Genomic DNA, 12,189 nt, shown 5'->3' with positions numbered 1-12,189 from the left:
GCGCCAGCTCTCGTGACACCGAGACTCCCGAGGGTCGTACGAGACGGGGGATGCCCCAGCGGAGGAGACATGCCGGTACTTGCCAAGAAGGTCCTCACCTGGCTGTTCGTGGGTTTCCTGATCTTCTTCATCGCGTTCCGTCCGGACGGCGCCGCCGAGCTGGTCGAGACGATCGGGGCGGTGCTGATGGCGATCGCCCAGGGGATCGGCGACTTCCTGACCCGACTGATGGCCTGACCGGCCCTCCGGCGGCCTCCGCCGGGGGTGCGGCGGCACGCCGCTGCTCGGCATCCAGGCCCGGTGCGGCCGGTCGGGGCGGGGTCAGCGCAGTGCGGCGAGGGTCTCGACGGCGACCTGGAGGTCCTCGCGGGGCTCGACGACCAGTACCGGCACCGCGGCGCCCGGCGGCGAGACCACCGCGTCGGCCTCCCGGTTGCCGCCCTGCGGCGGCGTGACGCCGAGCAGGCCGAGCCCGGCGCAGATGTCGTGTCGCACCTCCGGCTGGTCCCAGCCGATCTCGCCGGTGAAGACCAGGGCGTCCAGCCGGTCCAGGCTGGTCGCGGCGGCGGCCAGTTCACGGCGTACCCGGTGGGCGTAGACCTCGAGGGCAAGTGCCGAGACCGGGTCGTCCGGGGCGGCGGCGACCAGGTCGCGGGTGTCGGAGGAGCGGCCGCCGGAGAGGCCGAGCAGCCCGGATCGCGAGTTGAGTCCCTCGGAGAGCTCGGCCAGGCTGAGCCGGTCGTCCCCGAGCAGCCAGAGCAGCATGCCCGGGTCGACCGCCCCGGAACGTTTCGACATCGGGATGCCGTCCAGCGGGGTGAATCCCATCGAGGTGTCGACGCTGCGGCCGTCCCGGACCGCGCAGACCGAGGCGCCGCCGCCGAGGTGGGCCAGCAGGAGCTGGAGGCCGTCGGCGGGCCGGCCGAGCAGTTCGGCGCAGCGGCGCAGGGCGTAGGCGTACGACAGGCCGTGGAAGCCGTACCGGCGCAGCCCCCACCGCCGGCGCCACGGCGCGGGCAGCGGGTAGGTGGCGGCGGCCGCCGGCAGGTGGGCGTGGAAGGCGGTGTCCGGGCAGAGCACCTGCGGCACCTCGGGGAGCTGTTCCGCGATCCGGTCCAGCAGGTGCAGTGCGGGCGGCAGGTGCAGCGGGGCCAGCGTGGCCAGGCCGTCGAGTTCGGCCCGGAGCGCGTCGTCCACCCGGGTCGGGGTGCGGACCAGGTCACCGCCGTGCACCAGCCGGTGGCCGACGGCGTCGGGCGGCGGGTGGGCGGCGAGGAAGTCGCGTACCGCCCGGTCCGACTCGACCGACCCGGGCGGCTCGCCCCGGGTCAGGCGGTCGGCGACCTCGCCCGCCCGGACGTAGTCGAGCCGGAGGCTGGCGGACCCCGCGTTGGCGGTCAGTACGACCGGCGGGTCCGGTGGCGACCCGCCCGTTCCGGTCGGCATCCCTGCCTCCTCCGCCCCGTCCGGTCGGCAATGTCGACCGGTTACCCAGCCCGCCGGTCGCCACGCCCGGCGTACCTGCCGGTACACCCTTTCCGAAACAGTTTCGAGAACCTTTTCGGAACAACCGCGAAGATCAACCGCTGTTCCCGGCGATCCTTCTGGTGCGGCGTTACGTCCTCGTAATATGCGCAACACCTTGCCGAAAACCTTTTCGTACGCCATCGTGTGCTGAACGCCGAAACCCACCACCCCGCCGATCCCTCCGGCGGACCCGGCGCCAAGAAATTGATCATCATCAATCGCTTGAGCGAAGGAGGAACTGACGATGAGGCGATGGTGGCAGGCCCTGGTGCCACTGCTCACGGCGGTCATGCTGGTGAGTGGCGTCGGGGTCGCACAGGCCGCACCGGCCGGCGACCCGGCCCGGGACGCGGGCGCCGGCGCGTTCGACACCGCAGCGGCGGCCGACGCGGCGGCGGGCCGCGAGGGGACCGGCCCGACCGTGCTGGACACCTGGAATCCGCCGGCCAACCTGGTCACCCCGCTGGACCAGGTCTGGCGGCACCAGGAGCAGACCTACAACAACGGCAACCTGTACGGGTTCCGCAACTACGGCTGGGACCAGCTCTTCGCCAACCGGGGTTACATCAACTACTGCGTCCGCTGGGACTCCTCGGCCACGGTGACCGCCGCCCAGCGCGACCAGATCCACGCGACCCTGGCCCGGCAGTACAAGAAGTGGATGGACGTGATGGTGGGGCACAACGCCTTCCCGTACACGGACGTCCCGGTCCGGGTGGTCGGTTGGGCGGTCCGCAACCGGTCCCAGTTGCAGTGGTCGGACAACTCGGTGGACATCTACGTCAACGACATCCGGGAGAACGCCCCGCAGTGCGCGGCGCCGTGCGGCCGGTTCTTCAACCAGAACGGCCAGTACCCGAACTGTCCCGGCGGCGCGGCCCGGCACTACGACCACTCGCTCTGGCTGACCGACGGCTTCGGCGGCGGTGCCGGCGGTGACTGGGGCCAGCGGATGGGCCGCGAGTACTACATGAACAACCTCAACACCGCGGACATGACCATCCTGTTGCACGAGATCGGCCATACCTACGGGCTGGACGACTTCTACGACTGGACCCCCAGCGGAGTCAGCAGCTTCATCATGAAGGCCGGCAGCGCGAGGTCGATCACGGAGTTCGACCGCTGGATGTTCCGGGACTGGTGGCGGCACCTGAAGAGCCGCTACGGCTACTGAACCTGGTCGCTCGACCCCTCGGGTCGCCCGGCCGGTCGGCCGGGCGACCCCCGCCCCCGGAGGTCACCACACCATGCCCTCACCCGCCCTGTCCCGCCGATCCCTGTTGCAGACCGGCGCCGCCGTCGCGGTTGGCACCGCGGTCGCCGGCACGCTGCCGGCCGCACCGGCCGCCGCGGCCCGCGCCGACATCGGCGTCTCCGCGTACCCGTTCCCGCTCTCCGCGGTCACCCTGCTCGCCGGCCCGTTCCAGGCCAACGCCGGCCGTACCCAGGCGTACCTGAACTTCCTCGACCCCGACCGGCTGCTGCACACCTTCCGGCTCAACTACGGACTCTCCTCCTCGGCGACCGCCTGTGGTGGCTGGGAGTCGCCCAGCACCGAACTGCGCGGCCACTCCACCGGGCACGTGCTGACCGCGCTGGCCCAGGCGTACGCGAACACCGGGCAGGCGGCGTTCAGGACCAAGGGCGACTATCTGGTGGCCCAGCTGGCGATCTGCCAGAACCGGGCCACCGCCGCCGGCTACAACACCGGCTACCTGTCGGCGTACCCGGAGAGCTTCATCGACCGGGTCGAGGCCCGGCAGCAGGTCTGGGCGCCGTACTACACGCTGCACAAGATCATGGCCGGGCTGCTCGACATGCACCTGCTGGCCGGCAACGCCCAGGCGCTCGACGTGCTGACCCGGATGGCGGCCTGGGTGAAGTTCCGCAACGACCGGCTGTCCCAGACCCAGCGGCAGAACATGCTGGACACCGAGTTCGGCGGGATGAACGAGGTGCTGACCAACCTCTACCAGCTCACCGAGAACCCGGACCACCTGACCACGGCCCGCTACTTCGACCACGCGGAGATCTTCGACCCGCTGGCCGCGAACACCGACGCGCTGAACAACTACCACGCGAACACCCAGATCCCGAAGATCCTCGGCGCGATCCGCGAATACCACGCCACCGGCACCACGCGGTACCGCGACATCGCGGTCAACTTCTGGGACATCGTGGTCGGCCGGCACAGCTACGTGATCGGCGGCAACTCCAACGGGGAGTACTTCAAGGCGCCGAACCGGATCGCCAGCGAGCTGTCGGACAGCACCTGTGAGTGCTGCAACACGTACAACATGCTGAAGCTGACCCGGCAGCTCTTCTTCACCAACCCGGCTCGGCTGGACTACCTCGACTACTACGAGCGGGCGCTCTGGAACCACCTGATCGGGGCGCAGAACCCGAACTCGTCGCACGGCTTCCACTGCTACTACGTGCCGCTGCGGGCCGGCGGGACCAAGACGTACAGCAACGACTACAGCAACTTCACCTGCTGCCACGGCACCGGGATGGAGACGCACACCAAGCTCGCCGACAGCATCTACTTCCACAGCGGCGACATCCTCTACGTCAACCTCTTCGCCGCCTCCCGGCTGGTCTGGCCGGGCCGGGGGATCACCGTGCAGCAGGACACCACCTTCCCGGAGGCGCCGTCGAGCCGGCTCACCATCACCGGCTCGGGTGCGATCGACCTACGGATCCGGATCCCCGGCTGGGCCACCGGGGCGCAGGTGCGGGTCAACGGCGCGGTGCAGTCCGGAGTGGCCGCCGGCAGCTTCGCCCGGATCAACCGGAGCTGGGCCTCCGGCGACGTGGTCGAGATCAGCCTGCCGATGGCGCTGACCCGGGAGGCCACCCCGGACAACTCCACGGTGCAGGCGGTCAAGCACGGGCCGATCGTGCTCGCCGGGGCGTACGGCAACAGCAACCTCTCCGCGCTGCCGACGCTGAACCCGGCCACCATCACGCCGACCTCGACGCCGATGCAGTACACCGCGACCGCCAGCACCGGGACGGTGACCCTGCTGCCGTTCTACAAGATGCACGGCCAGCGCTACACGGTCTACTGGACGGTGACGGCCGCGCCGCCGGCCCCGTTCGTCGCGCACTACCGGTTCGACGAGACCGCCGGCACCTCCGCCGCCGACGCCACCGGCAACGGCAAGACCGGCACGCTCACCGGCGGCGCCGGCTGGAGCACCGGCCGGACCGGCAACGCCGTCAACCTCAACGGCAGCGGCGCGCACGTCAGCCTGCCGGCCGGACTGCTGGCCGGTGCGACCGCGTTCACCGTCGCCACCTGGGTACGCCGGACCGCCGCCGCGGCCTGGGCCCGGGTCTTCGACTTCGGCACCGGGACCGGGGCGTACCTCTTCCTCACCCCGCAGAGCAGTGCCGGCACCGTCCGGTTCGCCATCAGCAGCGGCGGCGCCGGGTCGGAACAGCAGATCAACGGTCCCGCCGCCCTGCCGGTCGACACCTGGACGCACGTCGCGGTCACCCAGACCGGCAACACCGGCGTGCTCTACGTGGGCGGCGTCGAGGTGGCCCGGAACACCGCGCTGACCACCCGGCCCTCCGCGCTCGGCTCGACCACCAACAACTGGATCGGCCGGTCGCAGTACTCCGGGGACCCCTACCTGACCGGCGCGGTGGACGGCTTCCGGGTCTACGCCCGGGCGCTGAGCGCGGCCGAGATCGCCGAACTGAACTCGACCGGGCTGTGACCCCGACGTTCCGCCCGACCACCATCACCCGACACCGAACAGGAGAAGAGAGCGTGCGCAGCAGACGATGGTTCCGGGTCGCCGCCGGAGGGGTCGCCGGGTTGCTGGCGGGAGCCGGGCTGGTGATCCCGGCCGGACCCGCCTCGGCGGCGAATCCGATCATCACCAGCATCTACACCGCCGACCCGGCCCCGCTGGTGGTCGGCAACACCATGTACATCTACGCCGGCCGGGACGAGGCGCCGACCGGTGACAACAACTTCCGGATGCGGGAGTGGCACGTCCTCTCCTCGACCGACGCCAACACCTGGACCCACCACGGCGCCCGCGCCTCGATCGCCACCTTCCCGTGGGCCGGCGCCGACGCTTGGGCCAGCGAGGTCGAGCCGCGCAACGGCAGGTACTACTGGTACACCTCGGTCAACGGCCGGGGCGCCGGCTGGATGGACATCGGGGTAGCGGTCGCGGACAGCCCGCTCGGCCCGTTCACCGACGCCAAGGGCGGCCCACTGATCAGCGACAGCACCCCGAACTCCTCCGGGCTGAACATCGACCCGACGGTCTTCGTCGACGACGACGGGCAGGCGTACATCTACTGGGGCGGCTACTGGGGCGCCCGGGCGGCCCGGCTGAAGTCGAACATGATCGAGCTGGACGGGCCGGTGGTCACCCCGACCGGGCTGACCAACTTCTGGGAGGCCCCGTGGATGTTCAAGCGCAACGGCCTCTACTACATGATGTACGCCGCCAACGACACGAACGGCTGCGTCACCTCGTCCAGCTACGCCTGTCAGCGGTATGCCACCGCGACCAACCCGATGGGGCCGTGGACGCACCGGGGCATCGTGCTCGGCCAGGTTTCCTCGACCACCAACCACGCCGGGGTGGTGGAGTTCAACGGCCAGTGGTACATGGTCTACCACACCGCGAACGCCCCCGGCGGGGGTAACTTCCGCCGCTCGGTGGCGGTGGACCGGCTCTACTTCAACGCCGACGGCACGATGCAGCGGGTGGTGCAGACCAGCACCGGCCCTGGCCCCGGTCCGGGACCCGGTCCGGGCGGACCGCCAACCGGCACCAACCTGGCGACCTCGGCGACGGCGTCCACCTCGTACGTCTCGTCCTGGGAGAGCCTGGCGGCGCTGAACAACGGCGGCGTACCGGCGAACTCGGCCGACAAGAGCAACCTGGCGTACGGCAACTGGCCCGAGCAGGGCACCCAGTGGGTCGAGTACACCTGGCCGTCGGCCCGGGACGTGAACCGGATCGCGACGTACTGGTTCGACGACGACCAGGGCATCGACCTGCCCGCCTCCTGTCAGGTGCAGTACTGGACCGGCAGCGCGTACGCGAACGTGCCGGGCCAGTCGAGCTGCGGGGTGGCCGGCAACACCTACAACGTCACCACCTTCAACTCGGTGAACACGACGCGGCTGCGGCTGAACATCACCTCCCGGTCGGGCTTCTCCACCGGCCTGCTGGAGTGGCTCGCCTACCAGCCCTGAACCCCGGTCCGTCGCGGGGCAGACCCCCTCCGCCCCGCGACGGACCGGTCCACCCCCACCACTGAATCCCCTTTGGAGGTGACCCGATGCGTTTCGCACCGGGTAGCAAGTTCGGACCGGGTAGGAAGCGGAGATCCTGGGCCGCCGGGCTGGCGGTACTGCTGGCCACCGGTGCCCTGGTGGCCCCGGGCGCCCCGGCCACGGCCGCGCAGACGATCGGTTTTCCCACGTTCTCCGGGCCGGCGATCCCGGCCCCGCCGGTCGGCTACAACACCGGCAACACGATGCAGGCGATCTACAACGCCGAGAGCGGCGGCACCGACTTCTGGCTGGACCGGCTGCTCGCCCGCCCCGGCAACGACCCGGCCGGCACCTGGCTGATGACCCGGGGCCGGGGCATGTTCATGTACACCCACAACCCGGCCCAGATCGGCTTCGCCGGCAACGCCGCCTACTGGGACAACATCAGCAGCCAGGCCGCGTACACCGTGGCGGTCACCCCGGGCACCTTCACCGAGCAGGTCTCCAGCCGGTGGCAGTCGCCGAGCCACTGGCGCGGCGTCTACACCAGCGGCTCGGTCCGGGTCGAGGTGTCGAAGTTCATCACCGCGCAGAACGTCGCGGTGACCAACCTGAACGTGGTGAACAACGGTTCCGGCTCGGTGACCCTGCAACTGCGGGCCACCTCGCCGTACGCCACCTCGGGCAGCGGCAGCGAGCTGACCGGGACCCGGGCGGTGAAGAACAACCTGACCACGCTCTATCCCCGGCTCTCCGGGGACGGGTTCACGGTCAGCTCGGGCGGGCTGAACCGGTCGGTGACGCTCGCCGCCGGGCAGTCGGTCAGCACGAAGGTGCAGCTCGGGTTCGTCGCCAACGAGATCCCGGAGTCGCTGACCGAGTACAACGCCTATCGGGGCTACACCCCGGCGACGGCGTTCGCCACGCACGTGCGGGCGTACAACCGGTGGTGGGCGGAGAACATCCCGTACATCGACGTGCCGGACGCGGCGATCAAGAAGAACATCTACTACCGCTGGTGGCTGATGCGCTTCAACTACCTGGACGTGGACATCCCCGGCCAGGACTTCCAGTTCCCGACCTCGGTCGAGGGGGCGCTCGGCTACAACAACGCGATCGTGCTGACCCAGCCGATGCACATCGACGACCTGAAGTACCTGCGGAACCCGATCTACTCGTACGGGCCGTGGACCTCGGTCGGGCAGGTCTCCCGGAACGGCCGCTTCATGGACAACCCCGGTGACCCGGAGAACTGGTCGAACTCCTACACCCAGTACGTCGCCGAGGCGGCCTGGCGCAGCTACCAGATCCACGGCGGCCAGCCGGCGATCGTGGCGAACCTGGCCCGTTACGCCGAGCAGGACGTCAAGGGGCAGCTCGCCAGCTACGACACCAACAACAACGGGATCATCGAGTACGACTGGGGCGCGATGACCGGGAACGACGCCGACGCGGTGTCGTTCCACTGGCGGGCCGGCAACCTGGACCGGACCGAGGGCGCGTACGTCTGGAGCAACGCGATGGCGGCGGTGCAGGCGTACACGCTGCTGGGGAACACGGCGAAGGCGAACGAGATGCAGACGATCGCCGACCGGATCCGCAACGGCATCGTCAACGTGCTGTGGAACCCGTCCCGGCAACTGCTGGAGCACAGGCACGTCTCGACGAACACGCACGTGCCGTGGAAGGAGATCAACAACTACTACCCGTACTCGGTCGGGCTGATGCCGAACACCGACCAGTACCGGCAGGCGCTGCGCCTCTTCGACGACCCGGCGGAGTATCCGATCTTCCCGTTCTTCACCGCCAACCAGCGCGACAAGGCCGCGGCGGCCGCCGTCGGCCAGCCGGGCAGCAACAACTTCTCCACCATCAACTCGACGGTGCAGTTCCGGCTCTACTCGTCCGTGCTGCGCAACTATCCCAACCAGTGGATGACGGCGGAGAACTACAAGCAGTTGCTCTACTGGAACGCCTGGGCGCAGTACATCGGCGGCAACACCCAGTGGCCGGACGCCAACGAGTTCTGGGCGGACTGGAACCCGTCGTCCCGGACCATCGCCTACCGGTCCTGGATCCACCACAACATCCTGGGCAGCAGCAACTGGACGGTGGTCGAGGACGTCGCCGGGCTGCGGCCGCGCACCGACAACACCATCGAACTCTCGCCGATCAACATCAACTGGTCGCACTTCGCGGTGAACAACCTGCGGTACCGCAACATGGACCTCAGCGTGGTCTGGGACGACCCGGCCGACGGCGTCACCCGGTATTCCGGGGTACCGCAGGGCTACTCGGTCTATCTGAACGGCACCCGGGCGTTCACGGTGGACCGGCTCACCCGGGTGCTCTACAACCCGGCGACCGGCGCGGTCACCCTGCCGGCCGGCGGCACGACCAGCTTCAGCACCGCCGTGTCCGGGCTGCAACTGCCGCAGCAGGTGGTGCAGAACAGCGCCCGGATGGTGGACATCTTCGCCAAGGCCGGCGCCGACCTCACCTCGACCACGCCGAACCTGGCGCAGGGGGCGACGGCGACCGCCTCGTACACCGCCTCCGGCACCTCCACCGGGGCGGCGATCGACGGCTTCCCGATCAACGAACCGATCTGGGGCGCGTACGGCTCGCCGAACGCCACCGACAGCTACGAGCTGAACTTCGGCCAGGCCCGGGCCGTCGACGAGGTACGGCTCTGGTTCCGCAACGACCGGGCGACGAACCGGTACCGGCCGCCGGCCTCGTACAACGTGCAGTACTACAACGGCAGCGCCTGGGTGAACGCCGCGTCCCAGGTCAAGACGCCCGGCACACCGCAGTCCAACTACAACCGGGTCAGCTTCACCCCGGTCAGCACCGCTCGGCTGCGGGTGCAGTTCACCCACGCGTCGGGATCGGCGAAGACCGGGCTGACCGAGATCAAGGTCTACAACCGGGGCGGCGGCAACCCCGATCCCGACCCGGACCCCGATCCCGATCCCGACCCGGAGCCGGGCGGCAACGTGGCGGGGGCGGCGACGCCGTCCGCGTCGTACACCTCGGCCTGGGAGAGCGTGGCGGCGCTCAACGACGGGATCGATCCGCCGGCTTCCAACGACACCGTCAACCCGCGCTGGGGCACCTGGCCGAACACCGGGGAGCAGTGGGCCGAGCTGACCTGGCCGACCAGCCGCACCCTGAACGCCGCCGAGGTCTACTTCTTCGACGACAACGGCGGGGTGCGCGTCCCGGCCTCCTGGAAACTCCAGTACTGGACCGGCAGCGCCTACGCCGACGTGCCCGGTGCCAGCGGCTATCCGGTCGCGGTCAACCAGTACAACCGGGTGAGCTTCCCCGGTCTCGGCACCACCCGGCTGCGGGTGGCGCTGACCAGCGGCCAGGGCTCGGTGGGGCTGTTGGAGGTGAAGGCGTACAGCTCCTGATCCCGGCCGCCCCCGAACCAACCCCGCACAGGGCCGCCCGGACGCCCCACCAGGGCGTCCGGGCGGTCCGGGGTAGACCCCCGGCACCGCACCCCACCAGCACCGCACACACCGTCCCGACGATTCCTGGGGAGAACTTTCGATGACCACTCCGACACGGTGGCGTCGCGGCGCGATCGGCGTCGCGGCCTCGCTGGCGCTGGCCGCCTCGGCCGCCGCCGCACCGGCGGCCGCCGCCCCGGTACCGGCTGACGCCGCCACCCCGGCGGTCGCGGCGGCTCCGGTCGCCGCCGCCAAGAGCGTCTACATCCCGGCCCGCTGGGCGAACGGCGAGGTGCCGTGGACCTCCAGCCGCACCCGGGAGTCGACGAACTTCATCCTGCTCTGGGGCGACCGCTCCGGCACCGATCCGCGCAACGCGCCGAGCGCCTACCGGTTCGACCCGGACAACATCCTGAGCCAGTTGGAGAACCTCTACGCGTTCTACGTGCACACCATGCGGTTCACCCCGGAGACCGGACTGCTGGCCCAACACAAGATCATCGTCATCGTCACCCGTACCTGGTCGACGGTGCCGTTGGACGCCTGGGCCACCGGCGGCTCGGTGGACAACCGGGTAGGGGTGATCAACATCGCCCCGGCCGCCGCCGCGCCCGGCTCCTGGGGCCTGGCGCACGAGCTGGCGCACGTCTTCCAGTGCTACACCTTCCTCGGCCGGGCAGGCTTCGGGCTGACCCACGCCAGCGCCGGCACCTTCTGGGAGGCCAGCGCCGAGTTCATGGCGATGCAGGTCTACCCGACCGGCAGCGCCGGTGACCTGACCCGGTTCATCCGGACCGAGAACCTGGCCTACAGCAGCAGCCGGCACCACTACGGCGCCTGGATGCTGTTGCAGTACATCAAGGACCGGGACGGGCTGGCGATGTTCAACCGGATCTGGAACGAGGCCCGCAACACCGAACACCCGCTGGAGGTGTACCGGCGGATCACCGGAATCAGCCAGGCCGAACTGAACCGCCGGATGGGGGAGTACGCCCAACGGAACGTCACCTGGGACTACTCGAACCGGGCCGACTTCATGCCCTTCGTCAACCGGCTCTACCCCTTCGTCACCGCGTACAACGGGGTCGCGGTGGAGGCGGTCAACGCCACCGCCGGGCACTTCCGGATCTCCGACGCGCTGGCACCGTCCGACTACGGGTACAACAAGATCAAGCTGGTGCCGGCCTCGGACGGCGCCCTGATCCGGCTCCGGCTGCGCGGGCACGTCAACTCGGCCGCCCAGTCCGGCTGGACCTTCGGCTTCGTCGCCGTCCGCAACGGCACCCCGCGCTACGGCCCGCTGCTCACCAGCAGCGACGGCCAGCTCAGCTTCCAGACCCAACCGGGGGAGCGCGAGGTGTACCTCGTGGTCACCGGCACCCCGGGCGTGGTGCACAGGTACGCCTTCCTGGACGGGTACCCCAGGAACTACCGGTACCCGTACCAGTTCCGGCTGACCGGCGCGACGCCGTCCGGCTTCGAACCCGGCTACGTCCGGCCGGCGGCGCCGGGCGGCGGACGCTGGCACAGCAACGGCGGCGGCTGGGTCGACAGCCGGGCCACCGTCGCGGCCAGCGCCTACGTCGGCCCCCGCGCCGCCGTCTACGGCCGCGCCACCGTCACCGGCAACGCCCGGATCGAGGACCTGGCCTGGGTCAACGACGGCGCCACGGTCGGCGGCAACGCGGTCGTCCGGCAGAACGCCCTGGTCCAGGGCGGGGCCAACCTGAGCGGCAACGTGCTGGTCGGCGGCGACGCCGAACCGTCGGTACCGTGCGGCGCCGGCACCTACCTGATGTTCGCCCCGGAGCGCGGCTGCGACGGTCGGGGCGGCGAGGCGGACGTCAACCCGGCACACCCGGTCTTCAGCGACGCCGACCTGGCGATCACCGGCTGACCGCCGGACGCCCCGATCCCGGTCCCGACCCCCGGTGCCGGCCGTCGAAC

The 12,189-nt window shown here is 70.3% G+C and carries 7 protein-coding genes; 6 read left to right on the top strand and 1 reads right to left on the bottom strand.

Going from position 1 to position 12,189, the window contains the following annotated elements:
- The first annotated feature begins 69 nt into the window (after positions 1 to 69).
- The gene (locus C6W10_RS37825; protein WP_165436734.1) at positions 70 to 237 is read left to right on the top strand and encodes a hypothetical protein; all 168 of its coding nucleotides are present in this window, start codon (positions 70 to 72) and stop codon (positions 235 to 237) included.
- 84 nt (positions 238 to 321) lie between these two features.
- On the opposite strand, the gene C6W10_RS01500 is transcribed toward C6W10_RS37825, so the two are convergent.
- Positions 322 to 1,446 (bottom strand): acetate/propionate family kinase, encoded by a 1,125-nt coding sequence (locus C6W10_RS01500; RefSeq protein ID WP_107256001.1) that lies wholly within the window; start codon positions 1,444 to 1,446, stop codon positions 322 to 324.
- Positions 1,447 to 1,771: 325 nt separating this feature from the next.
- Here C6W10_RS01500 and C6W10_RS01495 point away from each other — a divergent pair, with 325 nt between their 5' ends.
- The 5 genes from C6W10_RS01495 to C6W10_RS01475 all read left to right on the top strand — a co-directional run bounded on the left by C6W10_RS01495 (position 1,772) and on the right by C6W10_RS01475 (position 12,139).
- Complete coding sequence (locus C6W10_RS01495) at positions 1,772 to 2,701, top strand: hypothetical protein (protein WP_107256000.1); 930 nt, start codon at positions 1,772 to 1,774, stop codon at positions 2,699 to 2,701.
- Between the two features lie 73 nt (positions 2,702 to 2,774).
- The gene (locus C6W10_RS01490) at positions 2,775 to 5,255 is read left to right on the top strand and encodes a beta-L-arabinofuranosidase domain-containing protein (protein ID WP_107255999.1); all 2,481 of its coding nucleotides are present in this window, start codon (positions 2,775 to 2,777) and stop codon (positions 5,253 to 5,255) included.
- A 53-nt stretch (positions 5,256 to 5,308) separates the two neighbouring features.
- Entirely contained in the window at positions 5,309 to 6,760 is a 1,452-nt protein-coding gene (locus tag C6W10_RS01485) for a glycoside hydrolase family 43 protein (RefSeq protein ID WP_234361562.1), read from the top strand.
- 86 nt (positions 6,761 to 6,846) lie between these two features.
- Complete coding sequence (locus C6W10_RS01480) at positions 6,847 to 10,200, top strand: discoidin domain-containing protein (RefSeq protein WP_107255998.1); 3,354 nt, start codon at positions 6,847 to 6,849, stop codon at positions 10,198 to 10,200.
- Between the two features lie 142 nt (positions 10,201 to 10,342).
- A complete protein-coding gene (locus C6W10_RS01475; protein ID WP_107255997.1) occupies positions 10,343 to 12,139 on the top strand; it encodes a DUF6055 domain-containing protein in 1,797 nt (598 codons plus the stop codon).
- Positions 12,140 to 12,189 lie beyond the last annotated feature (50 nt).

The sequence above is a fragment of the Plantactinospora sp. BB1 genome (assembly GCF_003030385.1).
GTDB lineage: Bacteria > Actinomycetota > Actinomycetes > Mycobacteriales > Micromonosporaceae > Plantactinospora.
This window is presented reverse-complemented; position numbering and strand designations above follow the sequence as displayed.

Coding starts and splice junctions, on each gene's coding strand:
- C6W10_RS01475 (WP_107255997.1), top strand. CDS start 10,343: ATGACCACTCCGACACGGTGGCGTCGCGGCGCGATCGGCGTCGCGGCC.
- C6W10_RS37825 (WP_165436734.1), top strand. CDS start 70: ATGCCGGTACTTGCCAAGAAGGTCCTCACCTGGCTGTTCGTGGGTTTC.
- C6W10_RS01490 (WP_107255999.1), top strand. CDS start 2,775: ATGCCCTCACCCGCCCTGTCCCGCCGATCCCTGTTGCAGACCGGCGCC.
- C6W10_RS01500 (WP_107256001.1), bottom strand. CDS start 1,446: ATGCCGACCGGAACGGGCGGGTCGCCACCGGACCCGCCGGTCGTACTG.
- C6W10_RS01495 (WP_107256000.1), top strand. CDS start 1,772: ATGAGGCGATGGTGGCAGGCCCTGGTGCCACTGCTCACGGCGGTCATG.
- C6W10_RS01480 (WP_107255998.1), top strand. CDS start 6,847: ATGCGTTTCGCACCGGGTAGCAAGTTCGGACCGGGTAGGAAGCGGAGA.